The 18,129-nt window shown below is 65.8% G+C and carries 16 protein-coding genes; 12 read left to right on the forward strand and 4 right to left on the reverse strand.

Going from position 1 to position 18,129, the window contains the following annotated elements:
* The 6 genes from AAHM40_RS07160 (at position 1) to AAHM40_RS07185 (ending at position 6,327) form a co-directional block, all read left to right on the forward strand.
* A complete protein-coding gene (locus AAHM40_RS07160; RefSeq protein ID WP_028631101.1) occupies positions 1-915 on the forward strand; it encodes an ABC transporter permease in 915 nt (304 codons plus the stop codon).
* Entirely contained in the window at positions 915-1,706 is a 792-nt protein-coding gene (locus AAHM40_RS07165; protein ID WP_028631102.1) for an ABC transporter permease, read from the forward strand. The genes AAHM40_RS07160 and AAHM40_RS07165 overlap by 1 nt, the downstream gene beginning before the upstream one ends.
* Positions 1,707-1,756: 50 nt before the next feature.
* Positions 1,757-2,809, forward strand: coding sequence for an extracellular solute-binding protein (locus AAHM40_RS07170; protein ID WP_342244027.1), 1,053 nt, complete (start codon positions 1,757-1,759; stop codon positions 2,807-2,809).
* Between the two features lie 148 nt (positions 2,810-2,957).
* Positions 2,958-4,154, forward strand: a complete 1,197-nt coding sequence (locus AAHM40_RS07175; protein ID WP_342244028.1) for an amidohydrolase family protein — start codon at positions 2,958-2,960, stop codon at positions 4,152-4,154.
* Positions 4,151-5,671 (forward strand): amidohydrolase family protein, encoded by a 1,521-nt coding sequence (locus AAHM40_RS07180; RefSeq protein ID WP_342244029.1) that lies wholly within the window; start codon positions 4,151-4,153, stop codon positions 5,669-5,671. The genes AAHM40_RS07175 and AAHM40_RS07180 overlap by 4 nt, the downstream gene beginning before the upstream one ends.
* Positions 5,665-6,327: a flavin reductase family protein gene (locus tag AAHM40_RS07185; RefSeq protein WP_342244030.1), complete on the forward strand. Its 663-nt coding sequence runs from the start codon at positions 5,665-5,667 to the stop codon at positions 6,325-6,327. The genes AAHM40_RS07180 and AAHM40_RS07185 overlap by 7 nt, the downstream gene beginning before the upstream one ends.
* 98 nt (positions 6,328-6,425) lie before the next feature.
* Here AAHM40_RS07185 and AAHM40_RS07190 read toward each other — a convergent pair whose 3' ends face one another.
* Complete coding sequence (locus tag AAHM40_RS07190; protein ID WP_342244031.1) at positions 6,426-7,337, reverse strand: LysR substrate-binding domain-containing protein; 912 nt, start codon at positions 7,335-7,337, stop codon at positions 6,426-6,428.
* Positions 7,338-7,448: 111 nt separating this feature from the next.
* Here AAHM40_RS07190 and AAHM40_RS07195 point away from each other — a divergent pair, with 111 nt between their 5' ends.
* Positions 7,449-8,297 (forward strand): EamA family transporter, encoded by an 849-nt coding sequence (locus tag AAHM40_RS07195; protein ID WP_342244032.1) that lies wholly within the window; start codon positions 7,449-7,451, stop codon positions 8,295-8,297.
* Positions 8,298-8,330: 33 nt separating this feature from the next.
* Here AAHM40_RS07195 and AAHM40_RS07200 read toward each other — a convergent pair whose 3' ends face one another.
* Entirely contained in the window at positions 8,331-8,489 is a 159-nt protein-coding gene (locus AAHM40_RS07200) for a YqaE/Pmp3 family membrane protein (protein WP_342244033.1), read from the reverse strand.
* 116 nt (positions 8,490-8,605) lie between these two features.
* Between AAHM40_RS07200 and AAHM40_RS07205 the strand changes: the two genes are divergently transcribed.
* The 4 genes from AAHM40_RS07205 to AAHM40_RS07220 all read left to right on the forward strand — a co-directional run bounded on the left by AAHM40_RS07205 (position 8,606) and on the right by AAHM40_RS07220 (position 14,797).
* Entirely contained in the window at positions 8,606-10,069 is a 1,464-nt protein-coding gene (locus AAHM40_RS07205; protein WP_342244034.1) for a sigma-54 interaction domain-containing protein, read from the forward strand.
* Between the two features lie 314 nt (positions 10,070-10,383).
* On the forward strand, positions 10,384-11,769 hold the full coding sequence (locus tag AAHM40_RS07210) for a GntP family permease (protein ID WP_342244035.1): 1,386 nt from the start codon (positions 10,384-10,386) through the stop codon (positions 11,767-11,769).
* Positions 11,770-11,855: 86 nt separating this feature from the next.
* A complete protein-coding gene (locus AAHM40_RS07215; protein ID WP_342244036.1) occupies positions 11,856-13,412 on the forward strand; it encodes an acyl CoA:acetate/3-ketoacid CoA transferase in 1,557 nt (518 codons plus the stop codon).
* Between the two features lie 125 nt (positions 13,413-13,537).
* Positions 13,538-14,797, forward strand: coding sequence for an OprD family porin (locus AAHM40_RS07220; RefSeq protein WP_342244037.1), 1,260 nt, complete (start codon positions 13,538-13,540; stop codon positions 14,795-14,797).
* Positions 14,798-14,906: 109 nt separating this feature from the next.
* Here AAHM40_RS07220 and speB read toward each other — a convergent pair whose 3' ends face one another.
* Both speB and AAHM40_RS07230 read right to left on the reverse strand, forming a co-directional pair.
* A complete protein-coding gene (gene speB, locus AAHM40_RS07225) occupies positions 14,907-15,869 on the reverse strand; it encodes an agmatinase (protein ID WP_342244038.1) in 963 nt (320 codons plus the stop codon).
* A 66-nt stretch (positions 15,870-15,935) separates the two neighbouring features.
* Positions 15,936-17,018 carry a polyamine ABC transporter substrate-binding protein gene (locus AAHM40_RS07230; protein WP_342244039.1) on the reverse strand — a complete coding sequence of 361 codons (1,083 nt, stop codon included), beginning with the start codon at positions 17,016-17,018 and terminating at the stop codon, positions 15,936-15,938.
* 110 nt (positions 17,019-17,128) lie between these two features.
* On the opposite strand from AAHM40_RS07230, the gene AAHM40_RS07235 reads away from it, so the two are divergent.
* On the forward strand, positions 17,129-18,034 hold the full coding sequence (locus tag AAHM40_RS07235) for a LysR family transcriptional regulator (RefSeq protein ID WP_342244040.1): 906 nt from the start codon (positions 17,129-17,131) through the stop codon (positions 18,032-18,034).
* The last annotated feature ends 95 nt before the right edge of the window (positions 18,035-18,129 follow it).

Here is an 18,129-nt window from a genome sequence, read left to right on the forward strand (position 1 = left end):
ATGAGCGTCAGCGCCACCTCCCCCAGCCTCAACCGGCTGTTGTTGCTGTCGCCGGTGCTGCTCACCCTGCTCTGCCTGATCGCCATTCCGCTGGGCATCATGGGCTACATCAGCCTGCTGCCGCGCAACCTCTATGGCGGCGTGGACTGGAGCGCCGACTGGCAGTGGCAGAGCTACACGCAGCTGTTCTTCCAGGAAGACTTCGACGGCAACCTCGAACTGAACTGGGTCTACGCCCAGGCGCTGCTGCGCTCGGTGCTGCAGGCCGGCGGCACCACGCTGCTGTGCTTCCTCGTGGGCTTCCCCGTGGCCCTATGGATGACCAGCCTCAGCGAGCGCTCGCGCAATATCATGGTGCTGCTGATCACCATCCCGTTCTGGACCAACCTGCTGATCCGCAACTACGCCTGGTTGATCATCCTGCGCGAGCACGGCTGGCTGGCCCAGAGCCTCAACGCACTGTTCCCGCAGGCCGGCGGGATCACCCTGCTGTACAACGATTTCGCCGTGGTCGTCGGGCTGGTCTACAGCTTCCTGCCATTCATGATCCTGCCGATCTACTCCACCCTGGAAAAGCTCGACTGGCGCCTGGTGGAAGCCGCCTATGACCTCGGCGCCAACCGCGCCAAAGCCCTGCGCCGGGTGATCCTGCCGTTGTCCATGCCCGGCGTGGTGGCCGGCTCGCTGCTGGTGTTCGTGCCGAGCCTCGGCGCCTTCATCACCCCCGCCATCCTCGGCGGCGGCAAGACCCTGATGATCGGCAACCTGATCCAGCAGCAGTTCGGCACCGCGCGCAACTGGCCCCTGGGCAGCTCGCTGTCCTTCCTCCTGCTCGGGCTGATGCTGCTGGCCCTGGTGCTCTACGCCCTCTACGCCAAGAAAGCCGCCAAGGCCGTCCGCCAGGGAGCCCGCTGATGATCGCCTCACACCTGAAAAAGTTGCCGCTGACCCGCGAAACCAGCCTGCTAGTGCTGGCCTACCTGTACCTGCCGATCCTGGTGCTGATCGCCTACAGCTTCAACGCCAACCGCACCGCCACGGTGTGGACCGAGTTCTCCTTCGCCTGGTACGGGCGCATCCTCGCCAACCCGTCGATCCAGGCGGCGGCGCTGAACTCGGTGATCGTCGCCAGCATCGCCACCGTCTGCGCCACGGCCATCGCGCTGCTCGCGGCACTGGCCACCTACCGGCCCTTCTACGGGCAGAAGATGGTGGAAGGCGGCATCAACCTGCCGTTGATCCTGCCGGAAATCGTCACGGCGGTGGCCACCCTGCTGCTGTTCATGGCGCTCGGCATCAAGCTCGGCCTGCTGACGGTGATCATCGCCCACATCGGCTTCTGCATCCCGTTCGCCTACCTGCCGATTCGCGCGCGGCTGAACGACCTGGACAAGAGCCTGCTGGAAGCGGCCAACGACCTCTACGCCAACCCCTTCCACACGTTCCGCCGGGTGACCCTGCCGCTGCTGTTCCCGGCGGTGCTGTCCGGCGCGGTGCTGGCGTTCGTGGTCAGCCTGGACGACTTCATCATGACCTTCTTCGTCGCCGGCCCCGGTTCGACCACGCTGCCGGTCTACATCTTCTCGGCCATCAAGGCCGGGGTAACCCCCGAGATCAACGCAATCTCGACCCTGATGCTGGTGATTTCCATCGTCCTGGTGGTGCTCTCCTTCTGGCTCGGCCAGCGAGGCAAACCCACCGCCTGATCCTTTGTTCCACCTCTGCCCAACCTGTTCTTCAACCGGAGAGAAAAACAATGAAGTTGAAAGCATTGCGTCATGGGGTAGCCGGTCTGACCCTCGGCTGTTTCGCCGCCGCCTGCGCCCAGGCGGACGAACCCAAGGAACTGTTCTTCTACAACTGGACCGACTACTACCCGGTGGAACTGCTCGCCAAGTTCGAGAAGGAGACCGGCATCAAGGTCACCATGGACGGCTACGACAGCAACGAGACCCTGCTGGCCAAGCTGCAGGCCGGCGGCGCCGCCTACGACGTGATCGTGCCGTCGCACTCGATCATGCGCACCCTGATCGAACAGGGCTACCTGCAGGAAATCGACGCGCCGAGCCTGCCGAACTTCGCCCATGTGAAACCGGCCTTCCGCGATCCCGAATTCGACCCCGGCCGCAAGTACTCGGCGCCCTACCTCTGGGGCACCACCGGCTTCTCCTACGACAGCGCACGGGTGCCGGGTGGCAAGTTGGACGACTCCTGGAAAGAGTTCTTCGAGCCGCGCCCCGAACTGCAGGGCCAGCTCGCTGCGCTGGATACGCCGAGCAGCGTGATCAACGCCGCCAGCCATTACCTGGGCGTGGATGAATGCAGCGAAAACCCGCAGGACGCCAAGCGCATCCTCGAGCTGCTGCAGAAGCAGAAACCCTTCCTGAAGATGTACAGCTCCGACAACACCGTGGACCGCATGGCCTCGGGCGAGGTGATCATGATGCAGAACTGGAACGGCTCCACCGCCCGCGCCACCCTGCAGAAGAGCACCATCAAGTACGTCTACCCGCGTGAAGGCGTGGCCATGTTCCAGGACAACTTCGCCGTGCCGAAAAGCGCACCGCACCCGGGCAACGCCAAGGTCTTCATCGACTGGATGATGAAGCCGGAAAACGCCGCCGCCGTGTCCAACGCCATCGCCTACGCCAACGGTATCGACAGCGATGCGCTGCTAGACAAGAAGTGGCGCGTGATGGACGCCATCAACATGCCCGACGCCTACGCCGAGCGCCTGCGCCCCGAAAAGGCGTGCAGTAACCAGGCCCGCGAGCTGCAGGACCGCATCTGGTCCAAGCTCAAGGGCTGACACCGCTTTTGTAGGGGCGAATTCATTCGCCAAGGACTGCGCAGCGGTCCCCTGTAGGAGCGGGCTTGCCCGCGAATATGCCCGACGCTTCGCGAGCAAGCTCGCTCCTACAAAGCACTCTCTTTTGCACTCTGCCTTTGAGGTCCCCATGACCGACACCTGCTGGCTGCGCAATGTCCGCCCTTTCGGCGGCGCGGCCGAAGACTTCCTCATCCAGCACGGCCGCTTCGCCGAGCGCCGCCCAGCCAGCGGTGCGCCGCTCGCCGACGGTGATATCGACGGCGCCGGCCAACTGATGACCAGTGCCCTGGTGGAAAGCCATATCCACCTGGACAAGACCCTCTGGGGCCAACCCTGGCGCCCCAACAGTGCCGGCCCAACGCTCAAGGACTACATCGCCAACGAGCGCCAAGTGCTGCGCGAGGTCACCGCGCCCATCGCCGAGCGTGCCGGCGCCCTGCTGGAAAACTGCATCGCCCGTGGCTCGCTGACCATGCGCTGCCATGTGGACATCGACCCCGAGTTCGGCCTGCGCCATGTGGAGGCCATGCAGGCCCTGCGCGATCGCTACCGCGACCTGATCGACCTGGAGCTGGTGGTGTTCCCGCAGACCGGCCTGGTCAGCCGCCCCGGCACCGCCGAACTGATGCGCGAAGCGCTCGGCCTGGGCGTGGAAAACGTCGGCGGACTCGACCCCTGCGGCATCGACAACGACCCCATCGCCCAGTTGGACATCGTCTTCAGCCTGGCCGCCGAGTTTGACCGGGGCGTGGACATCCACCTGCACGACAAGGGCGAACTCGGCCTCTGGCAGATCGCCCGCATCGCCGACTACACCGAACGCTTCAATCGCCAGGGTCGGGTGATGATCAGCCACGCCTATTGCCTGGGCATGGCGCCCTGGAGCCAGGTCAAGCCACTGGCCGAGCGCCTGGCCGCCTTGAATATCTCGCTGATGAGCTCGGCACCGGCCGACTGTTCCGTACCGCCCTTCCTCGCCCTCCGCGAAGCCGGCGTGAACCTCTGCCTGGGCTCTGACGGCATCCGCGATGCCTGGTCGCCCATGGGCAACGGCGACATGCTGGAACGCGCCATGCTGCTGGCCTTCCGCTTCGACCTCGCCAAGGACGACGAGCTGGCGGCCGCCTTCGATGCCGCCAGCCAGAATGGCGCCAAGGCCCTGGGATTGTCGGAACACGGCCTCACCCTCGGTGCCCGCGCTGACTTCCTGCTGATGGATGCACAAAGCCTCGGCGAAGCCGTGGTGGCGCGGCCGACGCGCCAGGTGTATCGCTCCGGCAAGCTGATAGCAGCCCAGGGCCGCCTACTGGAGAGCCGTCTGTGAACACGCCGCGCATCGGCCTGAAAGCCAGTTGCGTGGTGGGCTTCGATGGTACTCGCCACGTGCTCTGGCGCGATGGCGAGGTGATCATCGAAGGCGCCCGCATTCTCTTCGTCGGCCGGGGCTTTCCCGGCCCGGTGGATCAGTGGATCGACTACGGCAACGCCCTGCTCGGCCCCGGTTTCATCGACCTGGATGCCCTGGGCGATCTCGACTCCACCGTGCTGTGCCTCGACAACGGCGATGAGGCCGCCATGGGCCGCATGTGGTCGGCGGAATACCTCGCCCGTGGGCCGAAGGAGAGCTACCGCTTCGAAGAGGAAGTCTTCAAGTACCGCTATGCCTTCACCCAGCTGATCCGCAACGGCATCACCACGGCCATGCCGATCACCTCCATGTACTACCGCGAGTGGGCCGAAACCTACGACGAATTCGCCGCCGTGGCGGGCATTGCCGGCGAGCTTGGCCTGCGCACCTACCTCGGCCCCTGCTACATGAGCGGCATGCAGTACCTGCGCGCCGACGGCAGCCTCGCCGAGCATTGGGACGAACCCCGTGGCCTGGCCGGGCTGGACGCTGCCGAGCGCTTCTTCCGCGACTTCGACGGCGCTCACAACGGGTTGATTCGCGGCGCCCTGCTGCCGGACCGCATCCAGACCTGCACCCCGGCGCTGCTGCAACGCACAGTCGCCCTCAGCCGCGAATTGACCGCCCCGGTGCGTCTGCACTGCTGCCAGGGACCGGGCGAAGTGGCCCTGGTGAAAGCGCTGCGCAGCAAGGCGCCGCTGGCCTGGCTGGAGGAGCTGGACCTGCTTGGTCCGCGTGCCGTGCTGCCCCATGGCATCTACATCGAAGGCGACGACGACCTCGCGCGCCTCGTCAACAGCGGCAGCAGCCTGGTGCACTGCCCCGTGGTGTTCGCCCGCGACGGCGAAGCGCTGGACTCCTTCGGCCGCTACCGTGCCCACGGGGTGAACTTCGCCCTCGGCACCGACACCTGGCCGGCGGACCTGCTGGACAACATGCGCCAGGGCCTGAACATCGCCCGCCTCAAGGAAGGCGGCAGCCAAGGCACCCGCGCCCTTGACCTCTACAACGCCGCCACCCTGGGCGGCGCCAAGGCCCTTGGTCGCGACGACCTGGGCCGGCTCGCACCGGGCGCCTGCGCCGATATCACCGTGTTCAGCCTCGACGGCCTGCACCTGGGGCCGCTGTTCGATCCACTGAAGAACCTCGTCCTCGCCGGACGGGGCGACGACTGCATTGCCAGCTGGATCGGTGGCCGCTGCGTAATGCAAGGCGGCCAGGTCCGGGGCGTCGACTACCAGGACCTGCAACGGCAGGCCCAACGCCAATTCCACAAGCTGATGCAGAGCCACGCCACCCGCGCCTTCGGCCAGCCCGACTGGCGCGACCTGTTCCAGCCGGCCATTCCCTTCGCCGATGCCTGGAGCGCAGAACGCCCGCTGTGCGCCTTCGCCAGCGAGCCCGACCAAAAACAAGAGATAACGCCATGCTGAGCTTTGACTTCGCCCAACTGAGCCCGCGCGAGAAATACAAGATCCTCATCGGCAGCGTAGTGCCCCGCCCCATCGCCCTGGTCACCACGGTGGACGCCGAAGGCCGCGCCAATGCCGCTCCCTTCAGTTTCTTCAATGCCCTGTCCGCTGACCCGCCGCTCCTCGCCCTGGGCGTGGAAAACCATGCCGACCTGACCCCGAAAGACACCACGCGCAACATCCTGCTGAACCAGGAGTTCACCGTGAACATCGTCTCCGACGCATTGGTGGAAGCCATGAACGTTTGCGCGGTGCCCTTTGAGCCGGGCTTCGACGAACTGCTCGCCGCCGGGCTCACTGCACTGCCCGGAAGCCGTGTCGGCTGCCCGTACATTGCCGAAGCACCGGTCGCCCTGGAGTGCCGGCGAATGATGGGCCTGTCCATCGGCCAGTCGCGGGAAATCATCCTCGGCGAAGTGCTGATGGTGCATGTGCGCGACGAGCTGATCGATCCGAAGACTCTCTACATCGACCAACTCGGCCTCGACGCCATCGGCCGCATGGGCGGGCATGGCTACGCCCGCACACGGGAATACTTCGACCTGCCGACGCGATCGTTGAAGGCGTGGAAGGAAGAGCCGGGGGCTGGCGAACGGGTTTGGCCGGAGCAGGCTTGATAAAACCCTCACCCTCCCCTCTCCCAGGGGGAGGGGGGGATTGTTTGTGCCCGGTTTCACTACGAAGTCTTGATTGATCTGGCCATTTCAGGCGCGAATCACCCCTCTACCTCCGGGAGAGGGGGCGGGGATGAGGGAAATCCCGGCAGAGTGCCGCCGGCCACCTCAAAAAACGCCTTCACCACGCGCAACTCCCCATAGCGCTCCAGGCACGCCAGGTAGTGCCGGCTGACCAGTCCCTCACCTTTCAACGGAAGCGCCGCCACGCGCGGATCACGCGGGACTTCCAGCGAGTAGAGGATGCTCACCCCGAGCCCTGCGGCCACCGCCTCGATCACCGCCTCGCGGCTGTTCAGCTCTAGCGCCGCGCGCAGTTCCAGACCCTGCTCCATGCAGGCTTTTTCGAAGGTGCGGCGGGTCAGGGAGGCGGGCTCGCGTTGCAGCAGCACCTCGCTGCGCAGCTCATTCAGGGCCACGTCCTTGCGCGTACCGACCCAGGGGTGCGCCGCCGGCACCAGTAGACACAGGCGCGCCTCGCCAATGGGTTGCAGCCGCAGGCCGGGGCGTTCGCTCATGTCGCTGATCAGCGCCAGGTCCACCCGCTCGCCATTCAGCGCCGTCAGGGTTTCCTGGGTGTTGCCCAGGCGCAGGTTGATGGTCACGCCGGGGTGGCGTTCACGCATCCGCGCCAGCAATGGCATCACCAGGTGCGGGCTGTCGGCGGCAAGGTCGAGGCGACCGGATTCCAATGCCTGGCTGGTATCCAGCAGGTCTTCGGCTTGTTCCGCGAGGGCGAACAGTTGGTGACTGATGGCCGCCAGGCGCCGGCCCAGTTCGGTCGGTTCCACCTGGCGGGCGGAGCGGCGCAGCAGGCACACCTGGTAGTGCTCCTCCAGCGCCTTGATATGCCCGGTCACCGCTGGCTGGCTGATGCACAGGCGCTCGGCGGCGCGGGTGAAGCTGCCCTCGCGGACCACCGCATCGAAGGCGCGGAGCTGGAAGAGGTTCATGGCGATTCCATCAGTAGGACTTATTCGACGGATAACGATAAACGATTTGAATGATGGCTCGATGAAGCCGCACGCTAGCCCGCATCTCTCCCGCCATTACCGGAGCCCGCCGTGCTCACCGACACCGATCTCGCCACCCTGTTGGTGCTGCTGTCCGCACTGATGCACGCGGCCTGGAACGCGGTGATCAAATCGGGCAGCGACCGCCTCTCGTCGATGGCGCTGGTGGATGCCGTGGCCTTCTGCTTCAGCATCGCCCTGTTGCCCTTGGTGAGCCCGCCGCCGCTGGCGGTCTGGGGGCTGATCGGGCTGTCGGTAGTGGTCAACACCCTGTACCGCCTGCTGCTGATCCGCGCCTACCAGTACGGCGACTTCGGCCAGGTCTACCCGGTAGTGCGCGGGTTGCCGCCCTTGCTGGTGGCGCTGTCGGCCGGGCTGGTGTTCGGCGAGCACCTGTCCGGCGCCATGCTGCTGGGCGTGGTGCTGATCTCGATCGGCATCCTCAGCCTGCTCTCCACCCGCCTTGAGTCCCGGGCGTTGAAGGCGCTGGGCTGCGCGGCGCTGGCCGGTGCCGGGGTGGCGCTCTACACGCTGATCGACGCCCAGGGCGTGCGGCGCGCCGACAGCGTGCTGCAGTTCGTGGTCTACCTGACGCTGATGCAGAGCATGACCATCCCGCTGCTCGCCTGGATGCGCCGCGGCCCGCTGGTGCTGCGCTTCGCCCGCGACAACTGGCGCATCGGCCTGTTCGGCGGCTTCAACTACTGCGTCGCCTACGGCCTGGTGCTGTTCGCCATGACCCTGGACAACGTCGCCAAGGTCGCGGCCCTGCGCGAAAGCAGCGTGATCATCGCCGCCATCATCGCCAGCCTGGTATTCAAGGAGCCATTCGGCATCCGCCGCATCCTCGCGGCTTGCGTCGTCACAGCCGGCATCCTGCTAATCAAGCTGGTGGATTAGCACGCGGGATCGCGGCAAGACGCAGGACAGGATTCAGCGCTTGGCGATGATGTACACCGCGTGGACGATGCCGGGGATGTAACCCAGCAGGGTGAGCAGGATGTTCAGCCAGAAGGCACCGCCGATGCCCACTTGGAGGAACACGCCCAGCGGTGGCAGGAGGATGGCGATGAGGATGCGGAAAAGGTCCATGTGAAGCTCCTTGTGAGAAATGCCGTACGCCTGGTTACCGACCTTAGTACAGGCTAGGCGTTCATCCGGCACATCTCCATAATCGCTGCCTGATGTTTCAGCCGGATGCCCCTGCCATGCCCATCGCCAGCGAAGACATCGACCAGAACGGTCTGGTCATCGGCGTCTCTCCCGAACGGTTCCGCGAAGTGGCCATGCCGCTGTTGTTCGACCACCTCAACGCCCAGTGCGAGGGCACCATAGCGGTGAATCGCCAGGCGCGGATCGTCTGGATCAACGACAAGTACGCCGAGAAGGTCGGCATCACCGACCCGCGCAGCGTGCTCGGCAAGGAAATCGAAGAAGTCCTGCCCGCCAGCCGCCTGCGCGAAGTGGTGCAAAACGGCCAGCCGAGCATGCTCGACCTGATGGCCTTCGGCGACGAGCACTTCGTGGTCACCCGCATCCCCCTGCGCGACGAAGACGGCACCCTGGTCGGCGCCTTGGGCTTCGTGCTGTTCGACCGCGCCCGCCACCTGCAGCCGGTCATGGCCAAGTACAACCAGTTGCAGACCCAGCTTGCCGCCACCCAGCGCGAACTGGCCAAGGCCCGCCGTGCCCGCTACACCATCGCCGGCTTCATCGGCACCAGCGCCGCCGCCAGCGAGGTGAAACGCCAGGCCCGCCGCGCCGCACAACTGGACGCCACGGTGCTGCTGCGCGGCGAAACCGGCACGGGCAAGGAGCTGCTCGCCCAGGGCATCCATAACCTCTCGCTGCGGACCAACGGGCCTTTCGTGGCGGTGAACGTGGCGGCCATTCCCGAATCCCTGGTGGAAGCCGAGCTGTTCGGCACCGCGCCCGGCGCCTTCACCGGTGCCGACAGACGCGCCCGTGCCGGCAAGTTCGAACTCGCCAACGGCGGCACCCTGTTCCTCGACGAGATCGGTGACCTGCCGCTGCCGCTGCAGGCGAAGATGCTGCGCGTGCTGCAGGAGCAGGAAGTGGAGCCGCTGGGCTCCAACCAGGTGAAGGCGCTGAACGTGCGGGTGATAGCCGCCACCCACGTGGACCTCGAAGCCAAGGTGGCCGCCGGGCAGTTCCGCGAGGACCTCTACTACCGGCTCAACGTCCTGGCCCTGCGCCTGCCGCCCCTGCGCGAACGGCGCGAGGACCTGCCAGCGCTGATCGAACACCTGCTGGACGATATCGCCAGCCGCTCCGGCCAGCCACCCCTGGAGCTGGCCGACGACGCCCTGCACCTGCTCCAGGCCCAGCCCTGGCCGGGTAACGTGCGCGAGCTGCGCAACCTGCTGGAGCGCGCGCAGATGAGCAGCGAGGCCGGCCCACTCAGCACCAGCGCCTTGCGCCCACTGCTGGTAGACCCGCTACCCGCCGCCAGCGCCGTCGTGCCCCCCATGCCCGCAGCAGCGGCGCCCGCAGGCGAGATTCGCCTCCTGGCCGACAGCGTGGCCGCCGCCGAACGCCAGGCCATCCTCGCCGCCCTGGCCGCCTGCAATGGCAATCGCACCCAGGCCGCCGAGCGCCTCGGGATCGCGCGGGCGAGCCTGTACAACAAGTTGCAGGTGCACGGGATCTGATCGCGCATTCGCTGGCGAACCAGCCTTTGTAGGGGCGAATTCATTCGCCCCTACAGGTTGAGCAGCGCAGCTGTCCATTCAGATGGACACCCTCTTAACAGGGCGTCCAATTTTCTGGGCAATGTCCATATATGTAGACACCGGCTTTCCCCGGCGAAACACCCTCCTCAGCCGTGAAGCCCCGTCCCAGAGCCATTGGCGCAATCTTCACCGCACTTGGCACAGCTTTCGCTCTAAGAGCGCCATGGGCCGCACAATGGCCCGCCACCGGCCGCCTCGATGCGGCGGAAAACAACAACAAGAAGGAAGTCCCCATGGGCACCCTAGGTATCTTGATCTCCCTCGCTCTGCTGATGTACCTCGCCTACCGCGGCATCAACGTACTGATCCTTGCGCCCCTGATGGCCCTGCTGGCGGTGCTCTTCGCCGGCGACGCGGCGCTGATGCTGCCGACCTACACCCAGGTCTTCATGAAGTCCCTGGGCGGCTACCTGATCCAGTTCTTCCCGCTGTTCCTGCTCGGCGCCATCTTCGGCAAGTTGATGGACGACTCAGGCTCGGCCCGCGCCATCGCCCACGGCATCGTTGCCAAGCTCGGCCGCGAGCGCGCCATCCTGGCCATCGTGCTGGCCTGCGGCCTGCTGACCTACGGCGGCGTGTCGCTGTTCGTGGTGGCGTTCGCGGTCTACCCCATCGGCACTGCACTGTTCCGCGAGGCAGGCATTCCCAAGCGTCTGCTGCCAGGTGCCATCGCCCTCGGCGCCTTCACCTTCACCATGACCGCACTGCCCGGCACCCCGGCCATCCAGAACGCCATCCCCAGCCCCTTCTTCGGCACCGACGCCTTTGCCGCGCCCATCCTCGGCCTGATCGGCGGCTTGATGATGCTCGGCCTCGGCAGCTGGTGGCTGAGCGCCCAGGCGCGCAAATTGATGGCCGCCGGTGAAGGCTACGGCAGCCACAAGGATGAGGCGACGGAGCAAGTTGGCGTACCCACCACTGGCTTCTGGCTGGCGCTGCTGCCGATCCTGCTGGTGATCGTCCTCAACTTCCTGATGGCCAAGCAGGTGTTGCCGAATGTGGATACCAGCTTCCTGGCCAAGCCCGAGTTCGGCGGCCTGCAGGACGCCAAGTCGGTGATCGGCATCTGGTCAATCATCGTCGCCCTCAGCGCCGCCGTGCTGCTGCTGATCGGCCTGCACTGGAAGCGCTGGACCGACCTCAAGCAGAGCCTCAACGACGGCACCTTCGGCTCCATGCTGCCGATCCTCAATACCGCGTCCGAAGTGGGCTACGGTACCGTGATCGCCTCGCTCGCCGGCTTCGTGGTGATCCGCGACCTGGTGCTCAGCGTGCCGGGCAACCCGCTGGTGTCCGAAGCCGTTGCCGTGAACATCCTCGCCGGTATCACCGGCTCGGCCTCCGGCGGCATGTCCATCGCGCTGAAGACCCTCGGCGCCCAGTACCTGGAAATGGCCAACGCCGCCGGCATCAGTCCCGAACTGCTGCACCGCGTCGCCGCCATGGCCTCCGGCTGCATGGACACCCTGCCGCACAACGGCGCGGTGATCTCGCTGCTGGCCATCTGCAAGCTGACCCACCGCGATTCGTACAAATTCATCTTCATGAACACCGTGATCTTCCCGCTCATGGCCCTGACCGTGGTGATCACCCTGGGCAGCCTGTTCGGGAGTTTCTGATCCCGGACCGGACAACAGAACCTGTAGGGGCGAATGAATTCGCCCCTACCAAGAGCAGCATCCGTATTCAACGCTCGAGGAACACCATGAGCAAAGTGATGAGCGCCGCCGATGCGGTCGCCAAGATCCCGGATAACGCCAACCTGGCCACGGGCGGTTTCGTCGGCATCGGTTTCGCCGAGGAAATCGCCATCGCCCTGGAACAGCGCTTTGCCGCCGAGCAGGCGCCGCAGGACCTGACCCTGGTGTATGCCGCCGGGCAAGGCGACGGCAAGGGCCGCGGCCTCAACCACCTGGCCCATGAAGGCCTGGTGCGCCGGGTAATCGGTGGCCACTGGGGCCTGGTGCCGGGCTTGCAGAAGCTCGCTGTGGAGAACCGCATCGAGGCCTACAACCTGCCCCAGGGTGTGATCTCGCAGTTGTTCCGCGATATCGCGGCGGGCAAGCCGGGGCAGTTGTCCAAGGTTGGCCTGGGCACCTTCGTCGATCCGCTGTTCGGCGGTGGCAAGCTGAACGCGCGCACCACCCAGGAACTGGTGCGGCACATGCCCATCGAGGGCGAGGACTACCTGTTCTACAAGGCCTTCCCGATCCATGTCGGGGTGATCCGCGCCACCAGTGCCGACGAAGACGGCAACCTCTCCATGGAGCGCGAGGCCCTGACCATCGAGAGCCTGGCCATCGCCATGGCCGCACGCAATTCCGGCGGCCTGGTGATCGCCCAGGTGGAGCGCGTGGTGGCGCGTGGCTCGCTGAACCCGCGCGACGTGAAGATCCCCGGAATACTGGTGGATTGCGTGGTGGTGGCCCGCCCGGAAAACCATCAGCAGACCTTCGCCACCACCTACAACCCGGCCTTCGCCGCCGAGGTGCGGGTGCCGGTGGACAGCCTGGCGCCCATGCCACTCGACCTGCGCAAGCTGATCGCCCGCCGCGCCGCCCTGGAGCTGCCGCCGGGCGCGGTGGTCAACCTCGGCATCGGCATGCCGGAAGGTGTGGCCGCCGTGGCCGCGGAGGAAGGCGTGATCGACCTGCTGACGCTGACCGCCGAGCCCGGCGTGATCGGCGGCGTGCCCGCCTCCGGCCTGGACTTCGGCGCGGCGAGCAACCACAGCGCGTTGATCGACCAACCCTACCAGTTCGACTTCTACGATGGCGGCGGCCTGGACATCGCCTTCCTCGGCCTGGCCCAGGCCGACGCCGAGGGCAACCTCAACGTATCCCGGTTCGGCACTCGCCTGGCCGGCGCCGGCGGCTTCATCAACATCAGCCAGAACGCCAAGGCGGTGGTCTTCGTCGGCACCTTCAGCGCCGGCGCGCAGGACATCCGCATCGAGAACGGTGAGCTGCGCATCGTGCAGGACGGCGAGGTACGCAAGTTCGTCCGCGAGGTGGAGCACCGCACCTTCGCCGGACGGCTAGCGGCCGAGTCCGGCAAGCCGGTGCTCTACGTCACCGAGCGCTGCGTGTTCCGCCTGAGCCTTGAGGGCCTGGAGCTGATCGAGATCGCACCCGGTGTGGACCTGGAGCGGGACATCCTGGCCCGCATGGATTTCCGACCCATCGTGCGCGAGCCGAAGCTGATGGATGCGCGGCTGTTCCGCGAGGGGCGTATCGGGCTGCGTGAGCTGATCGCCCCGTAAAGATTGTGCGTGATAACGCGGGCCCGTCCTGGGTCCGCGTCTTTTTTTCAGTCTATTCCGCCTTCGGCGTTTCGCGCCGGAGCGGGTATCGCTGTGCCTGAACAACAACAAGAAGAGGAACACACATGGATCGCAACACCCTCAGCCTCGCACTCTGCAGCGCCACTGCCCTGACCTTCTGCGGCCCGGTCAGCGCCGACTTCATCGAGGACTCCAAGGCCGGCCTTGAGCTGCGCAACTTCTACTTCAACCGCGACTTCCGCCATGACGGCGCCGCCCAGAGCAAGGCCGAAGAATGGGCCCAGGGCTTCCTGCTGCGCTTTGAGTCCGGCTACACCGGCGGCCCCGTCGGCGTGGGCGTGGACGCCCTCGGCTTGCTGGGCGTGAAGCTGGATTCCAGCCCGGATCGCACCGGCACCGGCCTGCTGAAGTCCGACCGCGAGCGGCCCAATCGCGCCCAGGATGAGTACGGCGAACTGGGCCTGACCGCCAAGCTGCGCGCCTCGCAGAGCACCCTCAAGGTCGGCACCCTGCTGCCCAAGCTGCCGGTGGCGCTGTACAACGACAGCCGCCTGCTGCCGCAGACCTTCCGCGGTGCCTGGGTGAACTCGGCGGAAGTGGAGAGCCTCAGCCTCGACCTCGGCCGATTCGACCGCATCAACCTGCGCAACTCGTCTGATAACGAAGAGATGGCTGTGTTCAACGGCGGCAACCGCAACATTGTCCTGGGCCGGACCAAAACCAGCGACCAATTCGACTTCGCCGGTGCGACCTACAAGTGGACGACCAACCTCAGCAGCGCTTACCACTACGGCGTCCTCGACGGCATCTACAAGCAGCACTACCTGACCCTTAACCACCTGCTGCCCATTGCCGAAGGCCAGTCACTGAAGAGCGATATCCGCTGGGCGCACAGCACCGACGACGGCGGCAGCAATGTGGATAACGACGCCTTCGGCGCGATGTTCACCTACGCCTTGGGTGGCCACGCCTTCGGCCTGGGCTACCAGCGCATGAGCGGCGACACCGGCTTTGCCAACATCAACGGCACCGACGCCTATCTGGTGAACCTGGTGCAGATCAACGACTTCGGCAACGAAGACGAGCGCTCCTGGCAGGCTCGCTACGACTACAACTTCGCAGCCCTGGGCATGCCTGGCCTGACCTTCATGACGCGCTACCTGTCGGGCGACAGCGTCGACCTGCGCGGCGTGGCCGGTGAAGGCAAGGAGTGGGAACGCAACACCGACATCGCCTACGTGGTGCAGAGCGGACCGCTGAAGAACCTCGGTGTGAAGTGGCGCAACGCGAGCACGCGGAGCAACTTCGGCAGCGACATCGACGAGAACCGGCTGATCCTGAGTTACACCCTCGCGTTGTGGTGAACTGGCACCGGTTCGCAGGATGCGGTTGAGCGCAGCGAAACCCATCCTGCAGGTGCCCGGTCGGACGCCGAATGGTGGAAGTGAGAAGCGACTTCCACCCGCAGGCGGCTTACTTCATCCCCAACTTATGCCGCGCCGCGTACAGGCAAACCATCTCCATCGCCAGGGTGGCGCCGGCCAGGGCAGTGACTTCGGCGTTGTCGTAGGGTGGCGCGACTTCCACCACGTCCATCCCCACCAGGTTGATGCCGCGCAGGCCACGGAGGATTTCCAGCGCCTGGTGGCTAGTCAGCCCGCCGCAGACCGGGGTGCCGGTGCCAGGGGCGAAGGCCGGGTCGAGGCAGTCGATGTCGAACGTCAGGTACACGGGGTTGTCGCCGACGCGGGCGCGGATGCGCTCGGCGATCTGCTCCGGGGTATGCCGGTGCACCTCGCGGGCATCCAGCACCTGGAAGCCCATCACGTCGTCGTTGGTGGTGCGCAGGCCCACCTGCACCGAGCGTGAGGGGTCCACCAGACCCTCGCGGGCGGCGTGATAGAACATGGTGCCGTGGTCGATGCGCTGCACTTCTTCGTCCGGCCAGGTGTCGCTGTGGGCGTCGAAGTGGATCAGCGACAGCGGACCATGCTTGGCCGCGTGGGCCTTGAGCAACGGGTAACTGATGAAGTGGTCGCCGCCCAGGGTGAGCATCGCCGCGCCGGATTCGAGGATGCGCGCGGCATGGGCCTGGATGATTTCCGGCGTGTCCTGGGGCGTGCCGTGGTCGAAGGCGCAGTCGCCGTAGTCGATCACCGCCAGGTGGTCGAACGGATCGAACTCCCAGGGGTAATGCCGGGCCCAGGCCATCTGCACCGACGCAGCGCGAATGGCACGCGGGCCGAAGCGACTGCCGGGGCGGTTGGTGGTGGCGGTGTCGAAGGGCACCCCGCTCACCACCAGGTCGACGCCGCGCAAGTCGCGGCTGTAGCGGCGGCGCATGAAGCTGGTGATGCCGGCATAGGTGGATTCGGCCGCAGTGCCATAGAGGCTGTCACGGGTGATGGCCTGGTCGTTGTCGAAGGCGTGGTCCATATCGGGCTCCATCGGTTGGCTCCCCTCTCCTTTTGGGAGAGGGGTGAGAGAGTGGTTGAAGGCGACTCAGTACTGAGTACGGAACGAAGTCCAGAGCCGGGTACGCGCACGCTGGTCCTTGAGCGACTGGATCTGTTCGCCGAACAGGCGATCACGTACGTCCTTGCTCGGGTAGATGTCCGGGTCGCCGGCCACCTCCGGAGTCAGCAGCGGATTGGCGGCCTGGTTGGCATTGGCGAAGAACTGGCTGTTGGTCAATTCGGCGATGGCCTCGGGGCGCAGCATGTAGTCGATGAAGGCGTGAGCCGCCTCGGGGTGAGGGGCGTCGGCCGGGATGGCCATGGTGTCGAACCAGATCAGCGTGCCTTCACGGGGGATGCGGTAGATCACCTCGAAGGGCATCTGCGCCTGCCGCGCCTGGTCGGCGGCGATGGCGGCGTCGCCGTTGTAGGTCAGCGCCAGGCAGATCTCGCCCTTGGCCAGGTCGTTGATGTGCTTGCCGGAGCCCACGTAACGCACGTTCGGTTGCAGTTCGGCGAAGAGCTGTTGCACAGCAGCAAGGTCGGCCTTGTCGGTGCTGTACGGGTCTTTGCCGAGGTAATGCAGCGCGACGCTGATGACCTCCTGGGGCGAGTCGATCACGGCGATACCGCAATCCTTGAGTCGGCTGGCATATTCGGGCTTGAACAGCAGGTCGAGGCTGTTCAGCGGTGCATCGGGAATGCGCCTGGCCACCGCCTCCTGGTTGATGCCCAGGCCCACGGTGCCCCAGGTATAAGGCACGCCGAAACGGTTGTCCGGGTCGACGGTGGCCAGCTTGGCCAGCAGCTCGGCGTCGAGGTTGGCAAAGTTCTTCAGCCGTTCGCGCTGCACCGGCTGCACCGCCTGGGCCTGGATGGCGCGGGCCAGGCCACTGCTGGCGGGGAAGACCACGTCATAACCGCTGCCACCGGTAAGCAGCTTGGCATCCAGGGCTTCGGCACTGTCGAAGATGTCGTACTTCACCTCGATGCCGGTTTCAGTCTTGAAGCCCTGCAGGGCCTTCTCCGGGATGTAGGCGGACCAACTGTAGAGGTTCAGTGCCTTGTCTTCGGCTTGCACGGGCAAGGCGCAGGCGAACAGGGCGGCAAGCAACAGGGGGAAACGCATGGTGGGCTCCTGGGGGATTGCAGGTGGAGCCATGCTGCGCCGGGCTTTGCTTTGAATAAATATGAAGTGTTCTACTTTGGCATCTACAGCCATCAATGTTTGGTGCCGCCATGCTTAGCCAGCTCCATGACCTCGACCTGCAACTGCTGCGCCTCTTCGTCACGGTGGTAGAGAGCGGCGGCTTCAGCGCCGCCCAGGGCGAACTGGGCATCGGCCAGTCCACCATCAGCACGCAGATGGCCAAGCTGGAGACGCGGCTGGGCTTTCGCCTGTGCGAGCGCGGCAAGGCGGGCTTCCGCCTGACGCCCAAGGGCGAGCAGGTGCTGGCCGCCACGCGCAAGCTGTTCGGCGCCATCGAGACCTTCAAGGGCGAGGCGCAGGGGATGGCCGACCTGCTCCTGGGGGAACTGCGCATCGGCCTGTCCGAAGCCCTGGACAACCAGGTGCTGCAACGCCTGGGAGATGCTATCGGGCGCTTCCGCCAGCGCAACCAGGCGGTGCAGTTCGAGCTGATCAGTGCCATGCCGGCCGAGTTGGAGCGGCGCCTGCTGCAAGACCAGCTGCACCTGGCGATCGGTTATTTCTCGGGCACCCAGGCGGCGCTGGACTACCAGCCGCTGTTCAGTGAGCAGCAACGGTTGTTCTGTGGTGTCGGGCATCCGCTGTTCAGACGTGGGCAGGTCAGTCTCGACGACCTGGCCGACTGCGACCTGGTGCATCACCCGTACCGTTTCGAAGAAGCGCGGCAGCCTTTCCAGAGCGGCCCAAGCAGTGCACGGACAGAGCAGGTGGAGTGCAGCCTGGCGTTCGTGCTTTCAGGGGCGCATATCGGCTACCTGCCGGAGCACATCGCCGCCCCCTGGGAGGCAGCCGGTCAACTGCAGGCGCTACTGCCGGAGGAGACGGGCTATCGCGTGCAGTTCCACCTCAGCAGCCATCGCGGGCGCCAGCCGAGCGAGGCGCAGCAGGCGTTCGTGGAGGATCTGCTGAAGGCGTTCGGCGCCAACTCGCCGTAGGTTGGCGCCAAGCGCAGCGCGGCCCAACAATGCGGTACGTCAGGCAGGCCACCATGTTGGGCTTCGCTGCTCTCTGCCCAACTTACATGCGCTCC

This window comes from Pseudomonas sp. OTU5201 (genome assembly GCF_038440135.1).
Classification (GTDB): domain Bacteria; phylum Pseudomonadota; class Gammaproteobacteria; order Pseudomonadales; family Pseudomonadaceae; genus Metapseudomonas; species Metapseudomonas resinovorans.

Bases quoted from the DNA above. Each gene is read 5' to 3' on its own strand.
- AAHM40_RS07160 (WP_028631101.1), top strand. From the start codon at position 1: ATGAGCGTCAGCGCCACCTCCCCCAGCCTCAACCGGCTGTTGTTGCTG.
- AAHM40_RS07165 (WP_028631102.1), top strand. From the start codon at position 915: ATGATCGCCTCACACCTGAAAAAGTTGCCGCTGACCCGCGAAACCAGC.
- AAHM40_RS07170 (WP_342244027.1), top strand. From the start codon at position 1,757: ATGAAGTTGAAAGCATTGCGTCATGGGGTAGCCGGTCTGACCCTCGGC.
- AAHM40_RS07175 (WP_342244028.1), top strand. From the start codon at position 2,958: ATGACCGACACCTGCTGGCTGCGCAATGTCCGCCCTTTCGGCGGCGCG.
- AAHM40_RS07185 (WP_342244030.1), top strand. From the start codon at position 5,665: ATGCTGAGCTTTGACTTCGCCCAACTGAGCCCGCGCGAGAAATACAAG.
- AAHM40_RS07190 (WP_342244031.1), bottom strand. From the start codon at position 7,337: ATGAACCTCTTCCAGCTCCGCGCCTTCGATGCGGTGGTCCGCGAGGGC.
- AAHM40_RS07200 (WP_342244033.1), bottom strand. From the start codon at position 8,489: ATGGACCTTTTCCGCATCCTCATCGCCATCCTCCTGCCACCGCTGGGC.
- AAHM40_RS07205 (WP_342244034.1), top strand. From the start codon at position 8,606: ATGCCCATCGCCAGCGAAGACATCGACCAGAACGGTCTGGTCATCGGC.
- AAHM40_RS07210 (WP_342244035.1), top strand. From the start codon at position 10,384: ATGGGCACCCTAGGTATCTTGATCTCCCTCGCTCTGCTGATGTACCTC.
- AAHM40_RS07215 (WP_342244036.1), top strand. From the start codon at position 11,856: ATGAGCAAAGTGATGAGCGCCGCCGATGCGGTCGCCAAGATCCCGGAT.
- AAHM40_RS07220 (WP_342244037.1), top strand. From the start codon at position 13,538: ATGGATCGCAACACCCTCAGCCTCGCACTCTGCAGCGCCACTGCCCTG.
- speB (WP_342244038.1), bottom strand. From the start codon at position 15,869: ATGGACCACGCCTTCGACAACGACCAGGCCATCACCCGTGACAGCCTC.
- AAHM40_RS07230 (WP_342244039.1), bottom strand. From the start codon at position 17,018: ATGCGTTTCCCCCTGTTGCTTGCCGCCCTGTTCGCCTGCGCCTTGCCC.
- AAHM40_RS07235 (WP_342244040.1), top strand. From the start codon at position 17,129: ATGCTTAGCCAGCTCCATGACCTCGACCTGCAACTGCTGCGCCTCTTC.